Source organism: Paenibacillus sp. EKM211P (genome assembly GCF_011066175.1).
GTDB lineage: Bacteria > Bacillota > Bacilli > Paenibacillales > Paenibacillaceae > Paenibacillus > Paenibacillus polymyxa.
The window spans coordinates 1-26,716 of the sequence record NZ_JAAMNS010000014.1; the positions used below are offsets into that span (position 1 = coordinate 1).

General features: G+C 43.9%; 27 protein-coding genes. 10 read left to right on the plus strand and 17 right to left on the minus strand.

The genetic code is table 11. The features are described 5' to 3' along the window. Positions 1–174 precede the first annotated feature (174 nt). The 11 genes from G9G57_RS18280 to G9G57_RS18335 form a co-directional block, all read right to left on the minus strand. Complete coding sequence (locus tag G9G57_RS18280) at positions 175–630, minus strand: hypothetical protein (protein ID WP_164965360.1); 456 nt, start codon at positions 628–630, stop codon at positions 175–177. A gap of 674 nt (positions 631–1,304) precedes the next feature. After that, positions 1,305–1,526 carry a hypothetical protein gene (locus G9G57_RS18285; RefSeq protein WP_102997754.1) on the minus strand — a complete coding sequence of 74 codons (222 nt, stop codon included), beginning with the start codon at positions 1,524–1,526 and terminating at the stop codon, positions 1,305–1,307. A gap of 427 nt (positions 1,527–1,953) precedes the next feature. After that, positions 1,954–3,324: a helix-turn-helix domain-containing protein gene (locus G9G57_RS18295; RefSeq protein ID WP_164965361.1), complete on the minus strand. Its 1,371-nt coding sequence runs from the start codon at positions 3,322–3,324 to the stop codon at positions 1,954–1,956. 329 nt (positions 3,325–3,653) lie between these two features. Further along, entirely contained in the window at positions 3,654–4,985 is a 1,332-nt protein-coding gene (locus G9G57_RS18300; protein WP_164965406.1) for a helix-turn-helix domain-containing protein, read from the minus strand. Between the two features lie 223 nt (positions 4,986–5,208). After that, entirely contained in the window at positions 5,209–5,664 is a 456-nt protein-coding gene (locus G9G57_RS18305; protein ID WP_164965362.1) for a GNAT family N-acetyltransferase, read from the minus strand. Between the two features lie 94 nt (positions 5,665–5,758). Beyond that, a complete protein-coding gene (locus G9G57_RS18310) occupies positions 5,759–6,433 on the minus strand; it encodes a VOC family protein (RefSeq protein ID WP_164965363.1) in 675 nt (224 codons plus the stop codon). Positions 6,434–6,478: 45 nt separating this feature from the next. Then, positions 6,479–7,003, minus strand: a complete 525-nt coding sequence (locus G9G57_RS18315; protein ID WP_164965364.1) for a hypothetical protein — start codon at positions 7,001–7,003, stop codon at positions 6,479–6,481. Between the two features lie 137 nt (positions 7,004–7,140). After that, complete coding sequence (locus tag G9G57_RS18320) at positions 7,141–8,316, minus strand: MFS transporter (RefSeq protein WP_164965365.1); 1,176 nt, start codon at positions 8,314–8,316, stop codon at positions 7,141–7,143. Between the two features lie 75 nt (positions 8,317–8,391). Further along, complete coding sequence (locus tag G9G57_RS18325; protein WP_019686803.1) at positions 8,392–8,703, minus strand: ArsR/SmtB family transcription factor; 312 nt, start codon at positions 8,701–8,703, stop codon at positions 8,392–8,394. A 139-nt stretch (positions 8,704–8,842) separates the two neighbouring features. Continuing rightward, the gene (locus G9G57_RS18330) at positions 8,843–10,891 is read right to left on the minus strand and encodes an iron ABC transporter permease (RefSeq protein ID WP_031463180.1); all 2,049 of its coding nucleotides are present in this window, start codon (positions 10,889–10,891) and stop codon (positions 8,843–8,845) included. Then, positions 10,888–11,883 carry an ABC transporter substrate-binding protein gene (locus G9G57_RS18335; RefSeq protein ID WP_164965366.1) on the minus strand — a complete coding sequence of 332 codons (996 nt, stop codon included), beginning with the start codon at positions 11,881–11,883 and terminating at the stop codon, positions 10,888–10,890. Before G9G57_RS18335 ends, G9G57_RS18330 begins: the two co-directional genes overlap by 4 nt. A 171-nt stretch (positions 11,884–12,054) precedes the next feature. On the opposite strand from G9G57_RS18335, the gene infC reads away from it, so the two are divergent. After that, a complete protein-coding gene (gene infC / locus G9G57_RS18340; RefSeq protein WP_019686800.1) occupies positions 12,055–12,570 on the plus strand; it encodes a translation initiation factor IF-3 in 516 nt (171 codons plus the stop codon). Between the two features lie 56 nt (positions 12,571–12,626). Here the strand turns inward: infC and G9G57_RS18345 are convergent, their stop codons facing one another. Further along, positions 12,627–12,929, minus strand: coding sequence for a hypothetical protein (locus G9G57_RS18345; RefSeq protein WP_019686799.1), 303 nt, complete (start codon positions 12,927–12,929; stop codon positions 12,627–12,629). Between the two features lie 98 nt (positions 12,930–13,027). Here G9G57_RS18345 and G9G57_RS18350 point away from each other — a divergent pair, with 98 nt between their 5' ends. Continuing rightward, positions 13,028–13,798, plus strand: coding sequence for an ANT(4')-I family aminoglycoside nucleotidyltransferase (locus G9G57_RS18350; RefSeq protein ID WP_164965367.1), 771 nt, complete (start codon positions 13,028–13,030; stop codon positions 13,796–13,798). A 442-nt stretch (positions 13,799–14,240) separates the two neighbouring features. Further along, positions 14,241–14,789: a hypothetical protein gene (locus G9G57_RS18355; RefSeq protein WP_016820460.1), complete on the plus strand. Its 549-nt coding sequence runs from the start codon at positions 14,241–14,243 to the stop codon at positions 14,787–14,789. A gap of 107 nt (positions 14,790–14,896) precedes the next feature. Here the strand turns inward: G9G57_RS18355 and G9G57_RS18360 are convergent, their stop codons facing one another. Continuing rightward, complete coding sequence (locus G9G57_RS18360) at positions 14,897–15,280, minus strand: DUF423 domain-containing protein (RefSeq protein WP_016820461.1); 384 nt, start codon at positions 15,278–15,280, stop codon at positions 14,897–14,899. A 220-nt stretch (positions 15,281–15,500) separates the two neighbouring features. Between G9G57_RS18360 and G9G57_RS18365 the strand changes: the two genes are divergently transcribed. The 3 genes from G9G57_RS18365 (at position 15,501) to G9G57_RS18375 (ending at position 18,639) form a co-directional block, all read left to right on the plus strand. Further along, positions 15,501–15,974 carry a hypothetical protein gene (locus G9G57_RS18365; protein WP_017426689.1) on the plus strand — a complete coding sequence of 158 codons (474 nt, stop codon included), beginning with the start codon at positions 15,501–15,503 and terminating at the stop codon, positions 15,972–15,974. A 32-nt stretch (positions 15,975–16,006) separates the two neighbouring features. Next, positions 16,007–16,858: a DegV family protein gene (locus tag G9G57_RS18370; protein WP_017426688.1), complete on the plus strand. Its 852-nt coding sequence runs from the start codon at positions 16,007–16,009 to the stop codon at positions 16,856–16,858. A 155-nt stretch (positions 16,859–17,013) separates the two neighbouring features. Continuing rightward, a complete protein-coding gene (locus G9G57_RS18375) occupies positions 17,014–18,639 on the plus strand; it encodes an S-layer homology domain-containing protein (RefSeq protein WP_164965368.1) in 1,626 nt (541 codons plus the stop codon). Positions 18,640–18,710: 71 nt separating this feature from the next. On the opposite strand, the gene G9G57_RS18380 is transcribed toward G9G57_RS18375, so the two are convergent. Both G9G57_RS18380 and G9G57_RS18385 read right to left on the minus strand, forming a co-directional pair. Beyond that, positions 18,711–20,300, minus strand: a complete 1,590-nt coding sequence (locus tag G9G57_RS18380) for an amidohydrolase (RefSeq protein WP_164965369.1) — start codon at positions 20,298–20,300, stop codon at positions 18,711–18,713. 47 nt (positions 20,301–20,347) lie between these two features. Beyond that, positions 20,348–21,046 carry a 4'-phosphopantetheinyl transferase family protein gene (locus G9G57_RS18385; protein WP_164965370.1) on the minus strand — a complete coding sequence of 233 codons (699 nt, stop codon included), beginning with the start codon at positions 21,044–21,046 and terminating at the stop codon, positions 20,348–20,350. Positions 21,047–21,272: 226 nt separating this feature from the next. Here G9G57_RS18385 and G9G57_RS18390 point away from each other — a divergent pair, with 226 nt between their 5' ends. Then, on the plus strand, positions 21,273–22,739 hold the full coding sequence (locus tag G9G57_RS18390) for an RICIN domain-containing protein (RefSeq protein WP_039276941.1): 1,467 nt from the start codon (positions 21,273–21,275) through the stop codon (positions 22,737–22,739). Between the two features lie 108 nt (positions 22,740–22,847). Here the strand turns inward: G9G57_RS18390 and G9G57_RS18395 are convergent, their stop codons facing one another. After that, on the minus strand, positions 22,848–23,363 hold the full coding sequence (locus G9G57_RS18395) for an acyl-CoA thioesterase (protein ID WP_014599583.1): 516 nt from the start codon (positions 23,361–23,363) through the stop codon (positions 22,848–22,850). A gap of 99 nt (positions 23,364–23,462) precedes the next feature. Beyond that, positions 23,463–24,011 (minus strand): helix-turn-helix domain-containing protein, encoded by a 549-nt coding sequence (locus tag G9G57_RS18400; protein WP_164965371.1) that lies wholly within the window; start codon positions 24,009–24,011, stop codon positions 23,463–23,465. A gap of 233 nt (positions 24,012–24,244) precedes the next feature. On the opposite strand from G9G57_RS18400, the gene G9G57_RS18405 reads away from it, so the two are divergent. The 3 genes from G9G57_RS18405 to G9G57_RS18415 all read left to right on the plus strand — a co-directional run bounded on the left by G9G57_RS18405 (position 24,245) and on the right by G9G57_RS18415 (position 26,711). Further along, the gene (locus tag G9G57_RS18405; RefSeq protein WP_017426681.1) at positions 24,245–25,483 is read left to right on the plus strand and encodes an MFS transporter; all 1,239 of its coding nucleotides are present in this window, start codon (positions 24,245–24,247) and stop codon (positions 25,481–25,483) included. Positions 25,484–25,659: 176 nt separating this feature from the next. Continuing rightward, positions 25,660–26,385 (plus strand): AzlC family ABC transporter permease, encoded by a 726-nt coding sequence (locus tag G9G57_RS18410; RefSeq protein WP_016820470.1) that lies wholly within the window; start codon positions 25,660–25,662, stop codon positions 26,383–26,385. Further along, positions 26,382–26,711 (plus strand): AzlD domain-containing protein, encoded by a 330-nt coding sequence (locus G9G57_RS18415; protein WP_016820471.1) that lies wholly within the window; start codon positions 26,382–26,384, stop codon positions 26,709–26,711. Before G9G57_RS18410 ends, G9G57_RS18415 begins: the two co-directional genes overlap by 4 nt. Positions 26,712–26,716 lie beyond the last annotated feature (5 nt).

A 26,716-nucleotide genomic window follows, 5' to 3' on the forward strand; every position in this document is an offset into this window, starting at 1 on the left:
CATTTTAACTATACCACATGATTTAGAATCACTTTACTGGTAATCTTGACAAGCTATTAGCTGGTATAGCTTAATGAGCTAAAGTAACTTATTAAATGTATATCTAAATCAATAATCGGTACAAGTTCTTGTCCCTTGACAACTCGACTTTTGATAGGAACAAATTCTGCCTCTTCAATATGGTGCGTTTGACTGTGTAAGAAGAACTTGTCCTTTTGGGAGGCCTATCCCACCGTAAATAGTCACTGTATAAGGACCTGAAGGAACAAGTGGTATACTATCATTATTTACAAGTTCTACTGTTGCGTCTGCTGCAACACTTGCATTAAAAATAACTGTATTCTTGCTGTTGTGCTTTACTTCGACCCTAAAAGAATGTGCTCCAGTATTTTTTGCATTAAGTATAATATGTGGATATCCAATTGTCACAGAATAATCTTTTTCAGGGTCCACCTTATCACCCGCTAAATCCCAAGTTAGTGTATCTTCGAATGCATCAGGACTGCTTTCAAAGATTCCATTTTCTTCTTTGAATTTTAAATCAACATTATTTTTCAAGGCACTTGAAACGCCAATAATAAGTAAAATAGATGCAGTGATAGCAATAATCTTCATAACTTTGTTTTTCATTCATGTAACATTCCTCTCAATGAACAGATTTCAACTAGCGTTTCCCGTTAGCTTAACAAGGATTTCTTTTAAATACTAAGCTTTTCCTATACTAATTTAAATGGCTTCATAGTACACAAATTCTCCTTTTCCATAAACATTATTAGAGGCTAGAAAATGAGTAAATTTGAAAAAGGGGCCAACAACAACGAGTTCTTCAATTAACGGTATGTTTGAACTTTATACAGTACCCACTTCTACTTTTATTTTCAGAACTTTATCCATCTCGTTTATACTAAGTCTCATTGCTGGAGTGGTGTATACAATCGTTTTTTTATGTATAAAAGGAAATCAGTGGATTTCCTAGAGTAAACTTAAAACAAAAGGAGCCGACCAATCGCAATAGCTCCTTTTCTTTATCGACGGTTCAAAGCAAATATTGCGTCACAGGTAGCGCCAACAAAGGAGATAATTATAAAGAAATATGGAATGCCAATCTTTATTGTAATTATATTGGCAAGCATTTGGATACTTAGTAGCTACACTAAAAGTCATACCCAAATCGAAGTATTCAATTATTTATTCGGTTGAAACTCAAATAGCTAAAGCTCCCTTAATTAGTACATAAGTTATATTTAAGGACGAAATCAATACAAGGTATTTTATAAAAAAGATCAAGCCCAAAATATACTTTTTCAAATTTCTATGTTATCCCACAATTCTAAAATAGTCTTATCGTCAATCTTTCCATTAACAAACAACTCTCTTGCTGATGGAAACGACTGCGAAAAACTGTCTCTTTCCCGAGTAAGAAAATACTCTTCTTCATTATGGCTAATCCAGTAGCTGTCGTTTTTATAATAGAATTGAAACTCTTCCCCCATCTCAAAACGTTCTACTAATTCAGTGTATTCCAAAACATTCCCCTACTTTTTATTGATTCTTTTTTACGTTCCGTCTTCTTTCCACTCAAGTGTTCTATTTCATGCCTTGGTATGAACTGATCAGCCACTTCCATCAATTTGTCAGGTGGAACTAAAATTCTCCCCATTCTACCACGCCCACTTTAATTTTGATGGAAATAATCTTATCAGAAGAGGTGATTTAGGGAAATCCATCTGCTATCCTGTTATTTCCATTTAACCCATGTGACGTTTGAACTGAAATAAACAGATTCTATTATGTCTTAAGTATCACACTCCCTTGTTATAAGTTATTTGAATCAATAAGCAGCACTGTTAGCTTTCAAATCTCGAACAACCATAACCTGCAACTCAGGAATCAGGTCAGGCGTAGTTTTGAACTTAAAAGCATTTTATTTGCAATTGGAATGGTGGGATCAGCTTACTCTTCCTCTTCGTTAACCGCTTTAATCAGTTCTCCATAGACTGCCTTCGTCTGAGCAGATGCATGTTCTTTAAAATGTGTAAACAACCTCATACATCTGATTGCTTGTATTCTATTATTAGCTTCAGCAGACTTTTCCAAACAGCTGAACAAAAATGTGAACCCATCTGAAAACTTCCCTTTACGCAAATGGTAGATTGCTAATCCCCTTGATAAATGAGTAAAACGTTCTGAACTAATTTGTTGAGTATACACGCCTACCTGATTCTGTTCATTCAAAAAAGATTGAATTTCTGTTTTAAACATTTCAAGGATGTGATCTACATTAATATTATATCGATTAGCCGCCTCAATTATATTATCTATTGCAGGGAGTATTTCACCTTTCTTTGAAGAGAAATAAGCAACATAATCAGGGATTACACCTAAGTCGCCTGACATAAGCCTATTCACATAAATATTAGCGGTTGCCCATTCTTTAAATTGATTTATCCATTCTAGAGTCGTTTTATCTTTCTCTTCTACCCAGCTTAAATCGGCATATCTCTGGATATGTTGGAGCGCTGTCTCATAATCTTTATTAGCATCACAAACTTCAGCACGTATTAAATGCGAAAATGCCCAGTAGACAAATGGAGGGTATAGCGGCTTCTTTGTGTGTTCATTATTTTCATGATGCTGTTGGTCAATTTTGTATTGTATTGTAGCTTTATTTCCTAATGCTTTTGCAAACGCATCCAATTTATCCCACTTTCGTAGAGAACGATATGTATTCACTAACGCTCTTAGCGCATCAAGCTGATCTATCTCATCTAACCGTTCAACATAGGGCTCAAATTGAAGAGCAGCATCATAGTTTTTCTCTTGATCGTCTCCAATGCGAATCGTAAACAATCGATACTGGCAAACGGCCAATCGTTCTGAATATTGATACTTTTCCCCTTCTGCCACATTTTCATAAAGGAATGCCGCTGCTTCAGTATAACCTTCTTTAAAAGAATCCTCAGCTACTTCAAAAAGTGAAGGAAGATATACAGGATTATCTAGCAACATACCTACAACTCTTCGCAAGCAATCAAGTCGTCCTAACTCCACGCATCGGTACAAAAAAGGGCTGATTCTTCGCCAGTTGAGCGGTTCTTCTTCAATACACTCAACAATATAACGTTCATAAAAATAATCTGGGGGTAAATTCATTCCCATAGTGATGCGATCTAGCTGGTGAACAGAAATAGATCGGTTGCCCGTCACAATGCCACTAACTGTTCCTACATTCAAATCAATCATGTGACCAAACTCGGTCATGGTTAAGCTTTTCCGTATCAAATAGGTTTGAACTTCTGCTCTAATCGTAGGTATGATCTCCATAAATAAACCACCCTTTCAACACAAACTCGGCATACAATACATAATACATTTTTGCACTTTTTACATATATTTCTCAAAAGAAGATTTCTTCATATTGATTATTTACAGCAAAATAGGTAATAAAAAGGCTAGACGGATCATTCCATCTAACCACTTATTAATAGTATATTTTTAGGTTCTACTGTGTCCTATACTGGAGACCTTTTTATTCTCACATTCCTCCGTGTTGTCCAGTGGGCTCATAAATAGACCCTTTGTCTTGATACTGAAGAGGGGGAACTACTACTACTACTAGTATAAAACTAGTAACTAAAAAAGATAGAATTACTTTACGTCTCATCATTATCCACCTCATTAATTATATTTCTATATGCTGTCTTCGTCTCAGATGCTGCACACTCTTGATAGAACTCATACAGTTTTACACACTTAATTATATACGACTTATTATTGATTGATGTAGATTTTTCCAAACAATTTAACAAAAAAGTAAAGCCATTTACAAAATTACTTTTGTTAAAGTAGTAAACTGCTAATTCATGTGTGAAATGGATATAACGTTCTATAACTAATTGTTGATTGTACGTACCTACACACTCGGGTTTATCCAGCAAAGCTAAAATTTCTGTTTTAAATTGATTTAGAATATGATCAACATTTAAATGAAATCGATTAGCAGCCTCAAGTATGTTATCTAATCCCGAAAGTAATTCTTCTTTCCTTGAAGAAAATAATGTTACATAATCAGCCAGAACACCAATTTCACCAGCATGAAGTTTATTTACATAAGTATTGGCTTTAGACCATTCTTTATATCTCATTTTCCATTCTGAAGTGATTTCATCTGAATCTTTCACCCAACTTAAGTCACCATATTTGTACGTATGCTGAAGTGCCTTCTCATAATCTTTATGAGCCTCACAAACTTCTGCACGAAGCAAATGAGAAAAAGCCCAATACGCAAACAGAGGAAAGCTTGGTTTCTTTGCATTTTCTCTTTTGGATGGATGGCGTTCTTGCTCCAGTTTATATTGAATTTTTGCCTTGTCTCCCAGAGCTTTAGCGAATAATTCTACTTTGTCCCATTTTCGTAACGAGCGGTATGTATTCGCCAGATCTTTTAATGCATCTAACTGTTCTATCTCATCTAGTCGATCAACGTATATTTCAAATTGAACGGCTGCTTCATAGTTTTTCTCTTGATTATCTCCTTGCCTTGTATGGAACAAACGGTACTGACACATAGCCAGACGTTCCGAATATTGCTTTTTTTCACTTATAGCCACATTTTCATAAAGTATGGTTGCCGCTTGATACATTTTTTCATGAAATAGTTCTTCGGCAAGCTCAAATAAAGATTCTGAATAGCCTAGTTTATCCATCAATAAATTAACCACATCATGAATGCAGTCCAATTTATTGAGTCTCGCACAATTATGTATAAAAGGACTCATTCGACGCCAATTCGGATTAGCCTCTGCTAAATACTCAGACACGTAGCGTTCATAGTAATAACCAACGGGATAGCCCATCGCTTGTGTAATTCGGTCTAGCTGATCGACTGAAAGTGTGCGATTCCCATTAATAATACTGCTCATGGTGCCCGGATTCATTTCGGCTGCTCTAGCTAAATCACTTAGGATTAAATCATGATCTCTCATATGTTTTGCTATCTCTGTGAGTATCGTGGTTGTTGTGTTGTACAAAATAACCACCCCTTGTCAGGAACTTAGTAGGATATCAGCTCATTAAAAAAGGACTATTGCAATCCAATGATTGTATAGCCTTTCCGCAATTCATTGTACCATCTTTTGGCACAATATCATATACCTTTCAGAACCTTACTTAAGATACCTTTGAAGGGTTTGCAAAGAAAATTAAGCTCTACAAATCCTGAGACATACGAATCATATCTCTACACTGTATGCCATTCTCATAAATTTCTTCTACATAGCTATGTCTGACAAAGAAATCTAGATCTACACCTACAATTCTGAAACCACATTTTTGGTAGAGAGCTAACTGTCCAATGCTAGAGTTTCCTGTACCAATTTCTAATGTTTTATAGCCTTGTATCCGGGCTGTTTCAATCGCATGTGTCACTAATTGTCTGCCAATCCCCTTACCATGCATGACTTCCGATACTGCAATATTCACCACCTCAATTGTTTCAGGTCTTGTAGGTAAAAGAACATAGACTCCCACAATTTGATGGTCAATTTCTGCTACATAACACTGCCCTCTTTTCAAATATTCCTCAACAAGTTGACGCGAAGGATCAGCTAGTAACAAGAGCTCTAACGGATAATTTTCATTTGAATTTAGCAATCTAATATTCATCTATTCTCTCCTATATGTATGGTAATCCCCGGATATTCCTCTTATTGATCTATTCTAGAAATCCAGGGTGGTGGCAATGAGATGAAGCCTTAACTCAGGTTGATCTCAATTCATACGACCCATTATGAAGCGAAAGACGGGCAGAGCATATACCTTCAAACAAGACACGGATGCTGAACACGGTCGGAAGCCTATCATCAAGAAACCAGGGACGTTGCTTGTCTGTAACAATAAAGGAACCTTCCACATCCCCTAGCGGTACAAATTTCTGTCCAGCCCCTCCCCATGAATTAAGTTGGAACGTTTCGGTAATTATTCTAGAACCCTCTGGGACATCATCGACCGGAAGACCAATCTCGCTTATACGAAGTATCGAGTGAGATCCGAAAGCTTCAGCGACTGCATTATCAAGTGTATGGTGAGCAATGAATTCAACGAGGTTTTGATCCGGATCATAGAAGTAAAACGCGGTTGCATTCCAGTTTTCGAAAAAAAACTCATCTTCTTGGTGCCTTGAAATCAACGAAATTCCTCGGTTGATAGCCCACTGTTTGGCTTCTATAAATTTATTGGTTGGAATCGTAAAGGCAATATGGTAAAATTCATTTTCCATATGGGAGGATTCCTGAAAAGCAAGCACCGATTCACCTACTTGAAACGACAACCGCGAAGGTCCCTCCTCTACAACCTGCAAATCCAGGAGAGAACCGTAAAAAATCTTCATCGCTTCGAAGCTGTGTGTACCTAAGAGCACTTCTTTTAATTTCAAAGCAGTCGTCCTCCTCATAAATAAAAAATAAGACCATTACATTGATTATTGGCTATCTTTTAATTCGCTCAAAAGTTTGGCATTCACATCCAACGCCTTAAATCGAAGTAATACATCCTGTTCATCCAGAACTTTACTTTTCGCCATTTCGAGATAAAGCTTGGGCTGATCCCGAAATGCCCGTGCGCCCCCAATCGAGTATGCCTTCTTGAGATATTTATAAGCTAATCCAGGCTTGCTCTGAAGAAGATGCGTTTCCGCCATTTGAATGTAAGGCTCTGCATGTATAATTCGGTGCCCTGAACCTTCCAAATCTAAAATTTCGTCATTTAAAAGCTCTACTGATCGCTCCATATGACTGTTATAGTTGAGTATTTGAACATACTGATGCAAGGTTACACCTGTAATGCCCCATGTGTGCTTTGGCTCAGGGATTAGATCCCAAGCCTTCTGTGCCTTTTCCTCGGCCATACCGCTATCTATGGGAAGTGTAAGAGCTGCTTCCTCTCCAAGAGCCCAAATCGCTTCTTCCAATTGAGCCTCCAGATCGTGATACATTCGAATATCCATCAGATTCCTCCCCATAAATAATGTAATTTCTAATACTTAGAGATGTCTACTCCTTTATTACGATTAGCGAAAACGCTTAATTAAGGATATCACTCCCCAGGTGAGCAACGCCAAGATCCCGTTTGCCTCTCCATATTTTAACGCACGTTGACTTCCGTTGCATTTGATTTGAACATTTTTATTTTTATGATAATTGATAAAAATGCTAGCAGTGCAAACATCATTCCACTCCAGATGAGCTGGTGTATTCCCAAGTGAGAGATAAACCACCCACCCATAGCAGCCCCTATCGTAATACCGAGATTAGAAAATGAGACAAATAGGCTATTACCGAACTCTGGAGCTTCTTTCGCTTCAGTGGTTAACCATACTTGACTAATAATTAGCCCTCCGGAATGTACGGCTCCCCAAATGAGCACAACCACAATCATCGGTAGGAAAGAAGTACCCAGAGCATAAGTGAGTACGTAAATGACCATATATAGCAACGGGAACGTGATAATAGTCTTTATCAGATTTTTATGTAGTAATCCCCCAAATAAAAAGTTCCCAAAAATCATAACGATTCCAAAGCCCATCAGCATCATGCTGATCCATGACCCGTTCATACGGGTTATTTCTCCAAGATATTCAGCAAAATAGCTATACACTGAAAACATAGCTGCAAAGATAAAAATAACTGACACAATATTAAACCATAATTGAGGCTTTCGTAATACACTTAGCTGTTTGCCATAAGACATTTTTTCCTGAGCAGGTAGAGAAGGAAGCCATATGAGGATTCCCACAAATGCAATCATGCTTACGACAGCTCCAAACCAGAAAGCAGCTTCTAATGCTATTTTCTCAGCAAGATAAGAAGTCAAGGGTACGCCAAAAGCAAATCCTACCGTGATTCCGGCGAAAACCTTGGTGACGGCTTTACTGCTCTTTTCAGGGGGAACAAGATTAGATGCGGTCACGAGGGCAACTGAAAAAAAGACAGGATGAAATATTGCAGGAAGAACACGAAAAATGAGCATGACCTCAAAATGAGTAGTATAGGCATAGACAAGATTTGAAATAACAAAACTGAATACTGATATTAATAGAATAGCTTTACGATTCATGCCAGAAACGAGTAAGGTCAAAAACGGCCCTGAGATCGCAACAACGAAAGAAAATATACTGACGAGCCAACCAGCCTGGGAAGCTGATATATTGAATTTTTGAGTGACTTGGGGAAGAACACCTATAATCCCCATTTCCGTTGTAATAATGCCGAACACGCCCAAAGCTAGAATGATAATAACTAACGGGTTAACCTTTTTCATATTTAAGTATAAGCCTCCAATTAATTATATATATAGATTTATAGATATGTTATGTGAAAAAAAACTCCTTTCTGTTTATAGTTCTTTTTGGATGTACTCGGCAAATTCCTGTATTGTTTTTTCATTCCGACGGTAGTACGTCCACTTCCCTACTCGCTCAGACTCTAACAAACCGGATTTTTGCATCGTTAATAAATAACTTGAGATTACAGACTGTGCAAGTCCCGATTTGGCCTGAATATCTCCCACACATACACCAATTTGAAAATTGAGCCCTTGCTTTAAATAAGCCTGCTCATCAAAATAATCTTGTGGTTTTTTTAACCACTGCATAATCAGACGACGAGTCTCGTTCGACAAAGCTTTATAAATCAATGACGGTTCCATACTTCACATTATATCTACTTTATTAGATTTGTAAATATTTAATTCAGATGATTCCTCAGATGATTGCATAGAAAAAAATAATAAAGGCTGCTTCCTCACGGAGAATCCGCTTGGAAACAGCCTGTTCGTGTCATCTCAACTACACAGATTTACTCTTATTCGAGCGGTACATCAAGTATAGAAAATACGGTGCACCGATTAGTGCAATCAGCAATCCAGAAGGAATTTCGGTCGGCGCAAGCACGGTCCGTCCAATCGTATCCGCCAGCACCAGCATGACCGCTCCCAAGATGCTAGACAGAACAATGGAACGGCGTACATGGTGCCCGATCAACGTACGCACGATATGCGGAGCAATCAGCCCAATGAAGCCGATTGTACCCACACAGGCTACTGCTCCACCCGCCAGCAGCACACCTACTACCATCGCCCACAGCCGGGTGCGGCGCACCGGAAGCCCCAATCCCATAGCGCTGCTATCGTCAAATACCAAAAGATCGAAACGGCGAGCCAGCCACCATGCTACTGGCAACAACACGAGTAGAAAGGCCAGAATGGTTGCCACCTGCCCCCAGTTTCGAGCGTAGGTGCTACCAGTCAGCCAGATATAGCCTGTGCTACCCCAGAGCGAACCTTGGATGATCAACACCTGAATGCCGGCTGATCCGATCGCAGATACAGCAATCCCAAGCAGGATGACCACTGACGGATTTAGGTGCTTGTTCCACGATAAAAAGAAGATCACCGCTGCCGACACTGCCGCTCCAGCAATCGCCGCGATGGGCAGCATATAAATAGGCAGCCCAGGCCACACGATAATCACTGCAAGCGCACCGAAACCAGCCCCTGACGAAACTCCAATGATCGAGGCATCCGCCAAAGGATTACGAACCGCTAGTTGGATCAAGACGCCGCTGACCGCAAGCGCGATACCAGCCCCGGCCGCCACCAGCGTACGTGGTATTCTAAATTGAAGCAAAGCCGAATTCGCACTCTCCCCGCCAAACAGGCCGGATAGCAGATCCCCCACTGGAATGCGCATTCCTCCAAACATCAGGCTGAATACCGTTAGCAGCACGGCACAGCACGCAAATATTGTAGCCAGTCTGCCAAACGGTAATTTCCGAGAGCGCACACCTATGTTCATGGAAGACTGTCCGCCGATACCGGATGGCAGCTTCATTTTCCGCAAAATCAGCCAAATCAACCAAGGTGCCCCAATCAAGGCCATGACCGCTCCGGTTGGCAGATCCATGCTTGATTTGTGAATCATTTTCGCCAGCACGTCTGCGCCGATCAACAGCAGTGCCCCCCAGAGGAAGGAACCGGGCAGCACCCAACGATGCATTTTCAGCCCGCTTAGGCGTACCAAATGCGGAGCCACCAAACCTACAAATCCGATGGGACCAATGACGCTGACTGTAATGGTCGACAGCAGAACCGCCAGCACAATTCCCACCGCCCGGGTTAAGCTAACCTTTTGTCCAAGGGATGTGGATGTGGACTCATCCAGATCCAGCACATCAAACTGCCTTGACAGCATAACAGCAATAACCGAGAGTCCTACGACCCAAGGCCAAGCGTAAGTCGTCCCACTCCAATCATTTTGCACCAGTGAGCCCGAACCCCAGAGAAACAGCCCCTGTGTTTCAAATGAATAAAAGATATGCAGCGCTCCGGTAAACGAACCAAGAACCATGGATACGATCAAGCCGGCAAGCGCCAACCGAATCGGAGTTCCAGCTCTTCCCCCGCCCATAAAGTAAGCCAGCACCGCTGCCAACAGACCGCCAGCAGCGGCAAATAGAAATGGCGCCTGGTGCAGCAATCCGGGAAACATCACCGCACCCAGTACGACCACAAAGTAGGCACCAGCGTTTATCCCTAGGGTATCAGAAGCTGCCAGTGGATTTTTGGTGATGGCCTGAAGCAAAGCACCCGCGATGGCCAGCGCACCGCCAGCCAGAATTCCAATGACCGTACGCGGCATCCGAAGATCCCAAACCATGTTATGCTCAAGCGTATTCTGACGCTGGGTCAACGCCTCGATGACTGTATGGAGCGGGATCGAAGCCTCCCCATAACACAAGCTTACAAAAAAAAGCACGATGAGGACGATCAAGCCGCCCCCAAAGATGCTTCCTATACGCCAAGTCTTCGATAATCCCGTTGTGTCCGTTCGGGTCATTTCGTCAGAGCTCCAACTACTTGATCAACCAGTACTTTGGACGAAATTGGGCCGCCGAAAGTCCATGTTGTACCGTCCAGCGGGTAGGTGCGTTTTTCTTTAACAAAGTTCAGTCCGTTCCATACCGTGTTGTTCTTCATGGCGGTGCCAAATATATCGTCCGTCTTTTGCGTAATGTAGATAAAATTACTATCCTGTACAGCTGGAAGAGCTTCGATGCCTACGGTACTAAATCCGTACTTCTCAGTCTGGTCCGACTTCCAGTCGTTCACCATGCCGATTCTCGCAAGCGTACCCGCTACAACTGAATTATCCTTGAACATTCGCAGACTGGCAGCATTTTGAGCTGTAAAGGCTTGTGTCAACGCATAGTGAAAGTCTGCTTTGCCCGCCTTCTCCAATGTTGCCTTTGCCTCTACATAGTGCTGGTCAAGTTCGCTTAAGACTTTATCAGCCTGTTCCGTTTTACCGGTAGCCACCGCGATTTGCTTGAAAATCTCGACCATACGGTCGTAATCATAGCCGTTCCCCTTGTAAGGATCGAACTCTATCGTTGGTGCAATTCCCTTAAGCTGTGCATAGATCGCTGCATTGTTATCGGCGTTAGAGATAATAAGATCTGGCTTGAGCGCCGCAATCGCTTCGAGATTGGGTTCGCCCCGTGTGCCGATATCCGTTACGGCATCAGCCAGCTTCGCCTCTGGTGTCACCCACAGCTTATAGTTGGCATTGTCCGCATTCCCGACCGGCTGTACGCCAAGTGCAATCAGATCCTCGGTAAACGTCCATTCGAGTACAACGACACGTTCCGCTGGCTTGTCCAGCTTGACTTCCCCATGGTCGTCCTTAACCGTAACCGGACCAGCCGCTGTAGATGTCTGCTCAGACCCTGTAGCCCCTTCCGTCTTCGAGCTATTCCCAGCCGAACCGCAGCCTGCCAATACAATCGCTAAAACTACAAATAACAATAGGCCATTCAACATCTTTTTCATTTCTCTCAATCACCCCTGTATGTATATGCATCGGAAAATGATAATCATTATCAGTAAAAGAGTATAGGGGTTAGTGATTTTTGTCAATAAGGATATATCGAAGTTCAATTGAATCGCACATAGGTTCCGTATATGATAGTTTTATCATTGTTTAAGGGAGGCTACATTGAAGTGGCAGTATTAATCAACGAGCAAATTAAAGCTGACGAGGTGGTGCTCACCGGACTCTCAGGGGAGAAGCTCGGCGTTGTTTCCAAGTCAGAAGCCTTGGCTATGGCCCGATCCAAGGGAGTGGACCTGGTCTGCACCTCACTGATGAGTAGTCCGCCACCGTGCAGCTTGGTTGCAAAGGGCAAAGGAAAAGCGCTTGTGCAAAAAAAAGCCGCAGCAAGCAAAACAAATAACGGCCAAGCCGCAGGAAACCATGGTAAAGAAAAGGTCAAGGAGCTTCGCTTCACCGCTCACATTGAGGAGCATGATTACGACACGAAGCTGCGTCAGGCGGACAAACAACTCCGTTCTGGTAAACCGGTACAGTTGGTCGTTAAGGCCTCAGGCGCAAAAGAAGCACCTGTCGCCAAAGCGGTGCTGGAGCGTCTACTGGGCGATCTGAAGGAAGTCGGTGTAAAGGAAACTGGAATCCAGACGGGCGGCAAGGGCTCACAGGTGAAATTAAACCCTCGCTGAATGGCGAATCAGTAGATTGGACAAATCTCTTAGTTCGTACGATCAAACACTTCACCTTAGTCCTCTAAGCCTAGTTCGGCTATAAGAAAATCAGCCTGATCCATTTTCATCTGTTTCTTTTCTTGGCTGTAATCCCATCCGAGTGCTATAGCATATTTAATGATACGGGCACAAGTATTGGGTTTATGAAGGTTGATGGACCAGCTCCCCTTCCATGAAAAGCTCACTTCAAAAAATGAAGTTTTGGAAGAGTATATTCTAAGACTGACAAAATCTCTGCTAGGCATTTCATTAATCACACAATGAAAAATAAAATTATTGACCGTAATGTTTTTAGTTCTCTTAACAAAGGGCTTCATAAGTCACCACACTACTGATAAAATAGATGTTTTCACTTGTCGCTATTTCCCCACAGCACTCCATACCATGCTTGCTAAAAACGGAGGGAGAATCACAAATGAACATGAATGGACCTGTCCACATTTCCCGAAATGAGAGGCTTCAGACGTGCCATGAAATAGCTGCTAGGTTACATGAAGTATACAAAGACAAAATTCTAGCTATAGGGGTCTATGGCTCTGTTGCCAAAGGTACGGACGGCCCTTTCTCAGATATTGAAATGTTTTGTGTACTAAGTGAATCCAACGCTCCCGTAGATTTTAGCCATGAATGGTCGGCGGGTCCTTGGAAAGCCGAGGTGAACGTCTGTAGTTCAGACATTCTTCTGAAAACCGCCTCTACTGTTGAGGGTACGTGGCCGTTGACACATGGACCTTTCTTTTCCCCACTTCGTCTGTATGATCCTAAAGACTTTTTTTCCATATTAAAGGAAGCTGCCGAATCCCCAACAAAGGAAGATTTCAGGCATGCAATCAACGAAGTGCTTGTAGGTGAAATGTATGAGTTTATTGGAAAGCTTAGAAATGTCAGTATAAATGGCCCTCGTACCTACTTGCCGTACTTGATCATGCAGTTTGCCCAATATGGAGCTATGTTAGTTGGGTTACACAATCAGAAGCTTTTCTCAACGGGCTCAATGGTTCTACCAGAAGCACTGGAACTGCCGGATCGTCCAGAGGGATTTGATCATCTAGTTAAGTTGGTTATGTCCGGAGATTTAGCGGAACCAACAAAGATCATTTCAGTCTGTGAAAATTTCTGGAGTGGTCTTGTGAGTTGGGCAGTCGAACATGACTATCATATTCAATCACAACGAATCCCATTTTGATTGAATATAACATCCACTTTATTTTTTGCTTACTATAATATACCATGTTTTCGATATGCCAAATCCCTCTTTCGTTAAGGGGGATTTTAATTTTTTCTCGGCGGAAAAAGATCCTTAATGAAGATATGCCACGCTATACTTTTTTGTAAAATATTTAAAATTTAAATTACTTGATTTCATTCCCCACCTCACTTATTCTCGGTATATGCATACTTTAGCTCTATTCATTCTTCTCATATACAGTCCTCATTCATGTACACACATGCTAAAATGTACATTTCCTGTGGATTCAGAAAAAATTTAGCGCATAGGGCTTTATATAGAACTTATTTTTGCTAATATCCAACAACAGGGCCCTAGGCCCTATGACAGATTACATTTTAATGATATATTGATAGGTACTACAAAAGACTAATTACCCAGGGCTTGGGCTGGAGGATGTATGAAAAAGGAATCAAATCAAGACGAAACCAGTTATTTATTTAATGTTGATGTATTAGTTAAAGGTCGTTCGAACGTAGAGGCCCTTCAGTTCCTGCTTCATCTCTTGAGCCAAAACGAACAAATTGCGGATAGTCGGATTCAATCCGGTATCGAACTTGGTAATTTAATTGAAGCTGCATTGTATCTAAAAAAACAGTCGGCCGTTAATAGCCCGTCTGATGCAGCCGCTACGCTTGCGGAAAAATTCTCCAAAAAGAAATCAGCCGCAATTACGAACAAGACACCTGTTATTCAAGAGATCAAACAATCCCACGTACAGCCAAAGCCTGCAATACAACAAGACCTTAGTACGTACGAATGGATCAAACGCTATATACATGATAATACGCTTGTACGGTTAATCGTGAACCGCTACGGCGGACAGCGCAGCATTCCATGCCGCATACTCAACCTGGATCATGATAATAACCTGCTGAGTGTGTATCATGTTGATGAGAAGCAAGTGTACTCCTTTAAAATGAATGAGATTGATGAGATCACATCGTAAATGTAATATCTCACTAGAACAAGTAAGCATGAAAAAAGAGAATCGATAGGAAAAACATGGCGTCTTTCCTATCGATTCTCTTTTTTTAAAATGGGGCAATGAGCTTTCTAATTCTCTTTCTTTAGACCGGCAGCAGCCCATGCCAACAATATCCATCCTGCAATAAAACACACGCCTCCTAATGGGGTGATCGCACCCAGCACACGGATTCCGGTTAAACTTAGCACATACAGGCTGCCGGAAAATAAAATGATACCCGTGAACAACAGCCGCGCAGCCCATCTTAAGCGGGTCGAAGGGCCCCACTGTCCGGCAGCCAACGCAATGATCAGCAATCCGACAGCGTGAATCATATGATATTTCACACCGGTTTCATATACGGCCAATGCATCCGCATCAATCCGTGCTTTTACAATATGCGCCCCAAACGCTCCAATGGCTACCGCCAACATCATCATTATAGATCCTACCATAATCCATCTTCGTTGCATGTTTTTTTATACTCCTTTTCACTGATCCTTTTACCCGAATGTTCTTCTTATTTTATCGGAACAGCATGAAGTTTACCAGCCAGTGTGTGTAAACAAACCGCATACAAAATTCGATGATTAAGCCCTGTCTATTGGAGGGTAATGTGTAAAGTGGCTTGCTTTTTTGTTTATTTTGTGGAAAATTAGTACCTGTTCGGACTATGTTCAAGGAGTTGAAAAAATGAGTAACCAAGATCCTAATTTGCAAAAGCCTGCTGCGTCTGAGGAGCACCCTGTTTTTTCAGAAGCTCCTGTGTTCCAGCCTCCGGTCAAGCTCAAGCATTCCGGTCCCGGAATTGCTTCTTTTATTATGTCGCTCGTCAGTCTGATCGGATATATTATTCTGGCTATTATGGTCATTAATCTGATGGCTCATTTCAGCCAATACCAAACTATGAACCCGGAAGTCGCCTTGCAGCAAACCGGAACCATGCTGATTCCCTTTATTTTTTTAGGCAGCCTACTGCTCAATTGTAGCGGACTTGTGGTCGGAATCATCGGCATTGCGTTAAAAAACCGTAAGAAAACCTTTGCCATTATTGGATTAATCATTAATGCACTCATTATTGTAGGCTTTATTGCACTACTTGCCATCGGTCTCGCCATTCCGAATAGCACGGCGGATATTTATCCTTCGTCTGTGCAATCTTTATGATTTTTCTGCATCTCACAGAGAGGATTTAATGTATGAACAAAATTAAAATTTTTGCAGACAGTACCAGTGATGTTCCTGCTCACTGGCGTCAACAGTACGAGATTAGCATTGTACCATTGTATACCGTATTTGGTGATGAAGCATTGCAAGATGGGGTGAACATTCACCCGGAACAATTATTTCAGCGTGTCAGCCGCGAGGGACATTTACCTCGTACCGCCGCACCTTCTCCGGCAGATTTCATTCAAGCCTTTACGCCCTACATAGAACAAGGAGAGGACATTTTATATATCAGTCTGTCCTCCGAGCTATCATCGACGTACCAGAATGCGCTGCTCGCTGCCTCCGAATTTCCAGAAGGTCGCATTACGGTTTTTGATTCCCTAAATCTGTCATGCGGCTTTGGCTTGCTTGTGATGAAAGCTGCTCGCGCGGCAGCAAACGGTAGTACGATAGAGCAGATTGTAGATATGTTGACGGCAACCAGACCGCTAATCGACACGGAATTTGTGATTGATACACTCGAATATCTATATAAAGGCGGAAGATGCTCAGGCATGCAAAACCTGATCGGCAGTCTGCTCAAAATTCGTCCGGTAATCAAAGTGATTGATGGAAAAATGACGCCTGCCTACAAGGTCCGCGGCAAACGTGAAAAAGCACTGGAACAAATGCTGCAAAATGCCCTGAACCAGCGGGATTTGATGGATAACGATATGATCATTGTCGTGCACGCTCTGGCTGAAGAGGATGCGCTGATGCTGCAAGCACGCCTACAAGAGGAAACGAACGCACAAGAGGTACTGTTAACAACAGCAGGCTGTGTTATATCCAGTCATTGTGGTCCACAAACGATCGGTATTATGTATGCCAAAAAAGCATAGTTTATCCAATATCAAACCTGTTACCCATCGGTAGCGGGTTTTTTGGTATTTTTCCAGCAATTTAGCAATGAATAACTTTCCTCTTTTTGATAGTATTATTCGTCGAGTAATAATATATACACTTACAATCTATCATAAAAAAGAAGGTTATTGGGATGAGTTCCAAACGATCGCGTTGGCTAACCAGGTTTACTCTATCGGCAACTACAGCCATTACAATATTCACAGCATTCACTTCATACTTAGCTGCCCCGGCAGCAGCAACCGGCGTAGCTTTTCGAGATATTTCACACAGCTACGCCTATCAGTCTATTATTTCCCTACACGCTAAAGGAATTTTGAACGGTACACAACCTGGTTACTTCTCACCTAAAAAGGCCGTTACCAGAGCTGAATGGGTTACCGCATTGGATCGTGTCCTCGCTCTGGAGCCTGTACAAGCAGCTGTCTCCTCCTATCGGGATGTTCCCAAGCAAGCGTGGTACTACGGTTGGATCGAAGCGGCTTCGCAGCTCGATATCGTACAGGGAGGAACGTCCGGCACATTCCAACCCAACAGTCCTATAACCCGGCAAGAAGCAGCCTTAATGATTGCACGTCTCATCCGCTCTTCGGGCGGATCAGGTAGCACCACATCCTCTTTCACCGATCGTGACGAAATTGCAGATTGGGCTCTTGAAGGGGTAACCACCGTGAATCGTTACGGCTTTATGAAAGGTGAGAACAACTATTTCCACCCGGCATCTTCTCTCACTCGTGAAGAAACAGCGGCATTATTGGAGCGTCTGCTGACGTATTCAACACAGCATGCTCGCCAAGCTGCTTCCACCGCTTCTTCCATTCGATTAGGCTGGCAATATGACCAAACCGTTCAGCAATTTGAAAATACGGTGCTTCAATCCAACATCAACACCCTGTCACCACGCTGGTTTTTTCTGAACGAAACGGGCAGTATCAGCGATTACACTAACTCTTCGCTGCTTTCCTGGTCCAAACAGCATCAAAAAAAAATTTGGGCTATGGTGGGCAACCGTTCCAATCTGGCGTTGACACACCAAATTCTGTCCAGTGAGGTTCTACGGGCTAAAACCATAACTCAGCTTGCCAATGCTGTATCTGTACATGGTTTAGACGGGCTTGTCATTGATTTTGAAAATGTAGATGGCCAGGATCGTGCCTATCTTACATTGTTCGTCCAACAATTAAAAGCGAAGTTGAAAAGTCAAAATGCAGTACTGGCGCTCTGTGTATCTCCTGATTACGGAACGGACTGGACTGCCGCTTTTGATTATCAAAAGCTTGGCGCTGCTGCAGACTATCTAATCCTGATGGGATATGACGAGCATTGGGGGGGAAGCTCGATCCCCGGCTCCGTGTCCTCCCTGCCATGGCTGCGTGAAAGCGTGCGACGCTTTGTACAAACCACCGATCCGGAAAAAGCAATTTTGGCGCTGCCGTTATTTACACGGAATTGGACACTTAACGCTAATGGGCAATCCATCGCTTCCTCTGATATTTCACTAGATCTGCAAAATCTGCTGGTGTCCCGTATCTCCTCCAAACCGATCTGGGACGAGGATATTCAGCAGTATACCGTGTCTTACAAAGATACTCAGCTTCATAAGCTATGGCTGGAAGAAGGGCGATCCATCACTCGTAAGTACCGCTTAGGTCAGGATCAAGGATTTGCTGGCTTCGCCTACTGGTATCCAGGCGGCGCAAGCTCTGATCTGTGGGCCAGTGTGAAAAATGCGGACCGCTTCATACAGCGTGGCTTGTAAAAATTCAAAAGCCTTCAACCTCACGTAAAAAGTGAAGTTGAAGGCTTTTGCCATACATACGTATCACCAGCCTACGACCGGTATGCAACTTGCCCGTTCACAACGGTCATTCGTACCTTAACATCAAGCAAAGCTTGGTGACTTTCCGATACATCGCGGTCAATAACGGTAAAGTCAGCGGCTTTGCCTTCAGCGATTGTCCCTCTTTCATCAGCTTCCCCAGCCGCTACTGCGCTTCCCATAGTAAACAGATGAATGGCTTCGTGAACATCCAGCTTCTCAGCAGGAAGATAGCCCTCATGCATTTCTTCCGGCTTGGCGCGAGTCACTGCCGCATGTATACCCAGAAATGGGTTTAGGGGCTCGATCGGTGCATCACTGCCTCCAGCACACGGAATGCCTGCTTGCAGCAGCTTTTTCCAGGCATACAAATATTCGGTCCGTTCTTTCCCAACCCGATCCAGCACCCAGGGAAAATCGCTTGCGACAAAACGAGGCTGGATGTCTGCAATCAGCGGCAGCTTCGCCATTCTTTTAACCAAATCAGCCCGTAGCACCTGCCCATGAATTAGACGATCCGGCAACCCGCTTTCCTCCGTTAGTCCATGGGCCTCCATCGCTGTCAAAATCATGTGCGCCGCCCCATCTCCGATGGCATGTACAGCCACTGGAAAGCCTGCGGCTCTGGCTGCTGCCACCATCTGATTCAGCTCTGGCTGCGGTTGGATGGCCATTCCACACGTATGTGGAGCATCACTGTAAGGTTCGGATAATAAAGCCGTTCTTCCACCAATAGCGCCGTCAGCAAACATTTTAATCGCACCGATTTTGAACCACTCGTTTCCGGTACCTGCACAGAGCTTCTGTACTTTCACTTCTTCCATAAATGGATGATAGATGAGCTGGTGTGTACGAAAAGCAAGACCTTCTTCTCGCAGCTCCTTGTAAATTCGCTGCATCGTCTCTACGCTGCCCAAAAAACGTAAATCCTCCGTGTGCGCAGCAGTCAGACCCAGCCGTAGCGCATCCAGACAAGCTCGCCGGATCGTATCCTTCTTCGCCGAATAATCCGGCTCTGGCTGCACGCTTGTAAAGGCAAAGGATGCTTCCTCATAAATCAATCCATTTAACCGCCCCTCTGCGTCTCGTCCATAGGCTCCTGAAGCCGGATTAGGGGTGTTCTCGTGAATACCTGCACGCCGAAATGCCTCTGAATTGGCCAAAAACGTATGAAAGCACGTACGAGTCAGATATACCGGGTGCTGATCTGTAATGGCGTCTAGCTCAGCTATATGCGGAATTTCAACAGGAATAAACTCATTTTCGTTCCAATTAAGACCTAAAATCCACTCTCCCGGCGGTGTTACAGCGACCCGCTTACGCAGCATAGCCAGCATCTCGTCCTTGGAAGTAGCTGATGTGAAATCCAGCATAGCCAGCTTCATACCATGCATAGACAAATGCATATGGGCATCAGTTAAGCCCGGCAGTATATTGGCACCCTCCCAATCCACCGTCTCGTACTCCTTACCTGACAACTGCAATTCAAGCTCCCAGGCATATCCAATGGCCTGTATGCGGCCATGCTGTACAACGATGGAGTCTCCTTTGGAAGCCCAGTCCCCATATAACCTGCCGTGCTTGAACAAAACGAATGTCAACGCCACTCATCTCCTTTTCTCCAACTATATGCTTGATCTGCTGCATATTACGCCAAGGTTGCCACTTCCAAACGTAGTGTATTTATATCTACCTGCTGTACCTCCTGCGCAAAGTGATCATGAGCTGCACAGACAGCCATTTTATAATCTGGGTCTAGCTCATACTGCTTAAAATGACAATACTCAGTAGTAAAGCCCTCTGTCGTGAACCCTATAGACGGTCGTGCTTCCAACTCGAATGAAAAAGACTTTAACGGCAGCGTTAGCCCCTGCCCTTCGGCCTTCACAAAACTTTCCTTAAGCGTCCAAAGATCATAAAAATAGGATAAACGACTCTCTGCATCCTGCTGCATTAATGCATCGTACTCTGTGTCTGAAAAGCATACCCTGCCTACCTCAAAATCAATAGGACGGAGCTGTTCAATGTCAATACCAAGCGGATGATCATCAACGGCGCATACTACCCATTTTCCCGAATGGGAAACATTAAAATGGAATGCCGGCGCATTCAACAAGGAGGGCTTGCCAAAAGCATTGTATGTAAACTGAAGGCTTGCATTTGGTATTTTTAATTGCCGACAAACCAACCACCTTAACAGCACATCGGCGTATAACCCCCTCAAAGCGTCTTCTCGATGTAAAAAACGATCCAACTTGTGCTGTTTTTCCAGTGAAACCTGATTTACCAGTAATTCATAATGTCGCTCAGCCTCCGGCTTACTTGTATCAATCGCGTATATTTCCATGGTCGCCTCCTGTATACCTAATGGATATTAGCCAGTTTGTAACACTCACCAGTCGATTAAAGTCTGTTAAATTGGGATGACGCTTGCCATATACATGGTCAATATACTACTCTAGCACTTTCAATTCAATATGGATACAATTGGGATAAGCAGCTCTATCAAAACTACTTCATAGACCCTATTAATGAAAGCGCTTTAAAATACCCATACAGAGGAGGACGAAACAATGAAATATGATTTTGCCCGCTTGCTGTGTATTATGCTCACTATTTTGCTTTCGTTAAGCATTTTTCAGATGTTTTCACCTAAGATCGCTTCAGCTGCTTCAGCGAATGTAGTAAATGGCATTCAGTTTAAAGATACAGATGGAAACGTGGTTCATGCCCATGGGGGCGGGATGATTAAAGTGGACGGTTATTATTATTGGTTTGGTGAAAATCGTAATCCGAATGGAACATTCAAGGCGGTCTCCGCCTATCGTTCCTCTGATTTAAAAAATTGGGAGTTTCGTAAAAACGTACTGACCAGCAGTTCGGCCGCAGAGCTGAATGTATCGAATATTGAACGTCCAAAAGTGATTTATAACGAAAAAACACGCAAATACGTATTATGGATGCACAAGGAAAACGGGATTAATTATAACGAAGCCCGAGTGGCAGTTGCCTCATCCGATACTGTAGACGGAGATTATACGTATCAGGGCAGCTTCCGTCCGCTGGATTATGATTCGCGCGATATGACCGTATACAACGATAACGGTACTGCATACCTGATTTCGGCTACCCGTGTAAACGCGGATCTGAACATTTATCGTCTGACACCGGATTTCCTTCAAGTTGAATCGCTGGTGACTACACTTTGGCCAGGACAATATCGTGAAGCTCCAGCGATGTTCAAAAAAGGAGACGTCTACTTCCTGATTACATCCGGGGCAACCGGCTGGAATCCCAATCAGGCCAAGTATGCTACCGCATCCAGCATTGAAGGAACCTGGAGCAATACGATGAACTTCGGGGATAGTACAACCTATGGTTCACAGTCGGCTTACGTCATTCCTGTTGAAGGTACGCAGACGACCTCGTATCTGTATTTGGGCGACCGTTGGGCTGGGGCGTGGAGCGGTCCTGTGCAGGATTCTCAATATGTATGGCTGCCGCTGCGTTTTCCAACCGCGACCTCATTAGCTATGGATTGGTTCGACAGCATCAGCATTGATACCGCCAGTGGTGTAGTTGAGGGCGTAACTACGCCGATGGTCATCGACCCGGATAGTTATTATCAGCTGGTAAGCCGCAAGAGCAACAAGCCGCTAGGCATCATTGGCAATGCGACGACAGACGGAGCAGATTTAGAGCAGCGTGCGAATTCCGGAGCGCCAAGCCAGCAATGGCAGCTTAAGGATGCAGGCGGCGGGTATTATAAAATTGTGAATCGGAACAGCGGGAAGCTGATTGGTGTTGAAAGCGGTGCTACAGCAGACGGCGCAGTTATCGAACAATGGAATGATGGAGGCTGGTCCAGCCAGCATTGGCAGCTCGTATCCGTAACCGGAGGTTATTACAAGCTGAAAAATCGGGCAACGGGCAAGCTAATCGACATTTCCGAAGGTGCCACTGCCGATGGAGCCAAAGCCATTCAATGGGGCGATAATGGCGGGACGAACCAGCATTTCCGTGTAGTCAAAGTGGAATAGCTCAGATCCTTATCAAAAGGAGCCGTCATCCGAACAGATCGTAGTGATCTCTAACGGAAAACGGCTCCTTTTTATGCTAAAACGGTAAAATGGGTGATGTCTAGTACACTACACTTCCCACGGAAAATCTGTCGTCAGAAAACTAGCCAGCTGCTTGCTTTCTTCCCTCCGCTGACGCCGTATGGCTGCGCGCGATGGAGCCGTCTGGTGTAATTGTATTTGCTCCTCTGTTTCCGGAATCACCTGTGGGACGGTCACTTTACGATTGTTCTCGTCCAATGCCACAAAGGTCAGGAAGGCGGTAGCTGCAATTTTGCGATCGCCAGTCATCAATCCCTCGCGAATCACTTTTACGAACACCTCCATCGAGCTGCGGCCTGTCCAAGTTACGAACGCTTCCAGCGTGACAGAATCGCTCGGGTGGATAGGCAGCAAAAAATCTACCGAATCCGTCGAGGCTGTAACTGTGTTCGTACGGCACAGCTTGGCGGCAGCAATAGATGCGATATCGTCGATATACGACATCAATCGGCCTCCAAAGAGCGTGTTATGATTGTTGATATCGTTGGGAAATACTCGGGACGTCTTAAAGCAGTAGGTTTCTCGGATGTACTTGCTTTCCATGGGTTCTTTCCTCTCTTTTCCTCGTTGCTCTCTTTTTATATCTCAGGATTTTGCAGAATCCTGTGTGGAAGTCTGTTGTAGACTATGTTAATCATCCCACTAATCCGCATAATAAATCAATACATAAAAATCGGCATCCTCATCCGAATCATTACGATAGGTATGGATATCAGATCCTTGAAATTGTACGGCGTCCCCTGCACTCAATTGGAGCTGTTGCCCCTGCATTTCAAAGTACATTTCCCCACGGATCATGAGAATCGTTTCCTCTCCCAGATGCTCTTCTGCCTTGTGTGTAAAGCCTGGCTTCAGACTTACCGTGAATACCTCGAACTTCTTTTCCGAGTGATACGGGAAGACAGGGTAAACAAAATAGTTACCGTCCTCATCAATAACTGGATGCAGATCTGTTCTACGAATTTTGGTGATTTGCGGCGGGTCTTCCTTAAGAAAGGTGGAGAAGGATACGTGCAAGCCGTTCGCAATCTTCCAAAGTGTGGTTACCGTAGGATTAGATTTCCCCTTCTCAATTTGAGCCAGCATCCCTTTGCTAACCCCTGTCAGTTCAGCCACCTTATCCAAACTAAGTCCTCTAGTTTTCCTAATTTGAGCCAAATTAGAACCAATAATATATTGCATTGAATCCACCGAATTATACCTCCTCGTATCCCAAAGTCTATATATGAAGAATACACAAAAGTGTCCGCTGTAGCTATAATTTACTGTTGACATTAACTATAAATGTCCTTAAACTTCACTTACTAAAACGTTTTTCAAAACTATTGTAATATCCTGAAGGGGACCGCTATCCTGTGACTTTTCCATCCCTGAACACCCAACAGGCGAGAAAATCAACGTTGACTATCTAGGAGGGACTAAATTTGAATCCGCAAACCCGCAAGTCCCGCCACATGTACATGATGCAGCTGGCGACAATTTTTATTGGCTTTATTGTATTTGGTATCTCGGAGAATATAAAAGGTCCTGCCATTCCACGCATTCAATTCGACTTCAATCTGGATGAACAGCAGCTCGGAACATTGTTGTCTCTAAACGCACTTGGTTATTTGATTGCCTGCTCGTTCACGGCCGTCCTTGTCCGTAAGTGGGGAATCAAGGCGGTCAGCATCATTTCTTTTGCTTCCATGATCATCTCGGGAGTGTTCATCTACCTGTCGCACACGTATCCGTTCTTCGCTTCGTCCTACTTCTTGATGTATATCGGGAACGGCATGCTGGAGATTGCACTCGCAATTTTGGGGGCGAGGATTTTTGTGAAAAATACCGGCACGATGATGAATTTGTCTCACTTTTTCTATGGGCTTAGCTCAACAGTCGCCCCTTTGCTGGCGACGGGAGTCATGTCACTGACGGTATTTGGGCATACGCTAGACTGGCGGGGAATGTATCTGGCTATGTTGTCTCTCTGCCTGCTGCCGATTGTGGCCGCGCTGCTCAGCACCTTCCCAGGAGACGATCTGCAGCATGAGGAACGGACCTCACTCAAGACCCTAACCCGCGATCCGGCACTCTGGATGATGGTAATGATCCTGTCGTTTGGGGTAGTCTCTGAGCTCGCAGTTGGGGGCTGGCTAGTCAACTTTTTAGAGAAAGCGTATTCATGGAGCACGGTGAAGGCGTCCAGCATGCTCTCAGCGTTTTTTCTTACCTTCTCGTTGGGGCGCCTGTTGCTTGGTCCGCTCACAGACCGGATGGGGTTTGTACTTTCGACGATTCTATTCTCCGCCTTCTCAGCGATATGTACGTTTGCAGCAATCGCGGGTGGGGAGAGACTGGCGTTTCTCTTTGCCGCATCGGGTGCCGGCATTGCAATGATCTATCCGACCGTGATGGCGTTCATAGCACGGAGATATCCGAAAGACAGTGATACAGCTATTACGTTCGTCGTCACACTGATGGGCATAGGTAGTGTCATTGGCAACTATGTGATCGGCTGGGTAATCGAAGGGGTCAAGATAGTCTACGGAGCAACCACTGAGCTTGGCATACTGCGCGGGCTTCAGGCGGGATATGGAGTTATTGGTCTATGTGCAGCCATCTGCGCGGTCTCGGGAATGATTCTCTACGGATATCTGAAAAAACGGCAAGAGCTTATATAAGCCACCACCTTAGGGTTGTCCCGTAAGTCATGAACTGACTGGGGCGCCCTTTTTTTACGAACTACTTGTTCGCTATAGGGATTATTCAATATAACATACAATTGTATAATATATTGATACTTCGCAATTTCCGTTATATACTATTATAAAATTTATACACTGGGGGTAAGGTTAACATGTCCATAGCTTCGGAATTGAGCGGAACGAAGCCCGATTCACTGAGCGTTTTACAAGGGGTTAAAGATTGTATTCCTACACTGCTTGGTTATGTATGTATTGGATTCGCAGCTGGCATTGTGGGCGCTTCATCAGGGGTTAGCACCATGGAAATTGGTCTGATGTCAGCGCTTGTATACGCAGGCGCCTCCCAGTTTATTATGTGCTCGATGCTGGCGGCAGCCAGTCCTCCGTCTGTCATTATTTTAACGACATTTATTGTGAATGCTCGCCATCTGCTTTTAAGTGCGTCATTGGCTCCTTACTTTTCTAAATACTCACTGTGGAAAAACATAGGCATCGGTATCCTTTTGACGGATGAATCCTTTGGGGTAGCGTCGGATAAATTGGCTAAAGGCGGGCAGGTCAGTGACCGCTGGATGAACGGACTTAATATTACAGCTTATCTCGCTTGGATTGCTTCCTGTGTGGCTGGTGGAGTGCTAGGGAATTGGATTTCCCAGCCGGAAGCTTTTGGTCTAGACTTTGCCTTACCTGCAATGTTTCTGGCCCTACTCATTTCCCAGCTCCAAAGTGTCCAGACCTCCAAACTCAAGCATCGCCTGCTACTTGTGCTATGTATGGCCGTTCTAATGTACCTTTTATCCTGGTGGGTGCCATCACATATCGCCGTCATTGTAGCGACCATGATCACCGCAACAATTGGAGTGTTAACTGACAAATGAATATTAGTCCCAATGTCCTGTATATCATTATCGGCGGCATGATTGTCACGGCAATTCCGAGAATCATCCCCTTCGTCGTGCTGCAAAAACTGACGTTGCCCAAACCTGTGTTACAGTGGCTGTCCTACATCCCCATTTGCATCTTCACGGCACTGGTCATGGAAAATCTGCTCGTACGAACTGAAACCTCGGTCACTCTTAATGGGCAAGTGCTTATAGCGGTCCTTCCTACGCTGGTGACCGCTTTGTGGAGCAAAAATTTGCTGGCTACTGTGGTTGTGGGTATTGTGAGTATGGCTGTAGTTCGAGTTTTGTGGTTGGGATAGAAAAT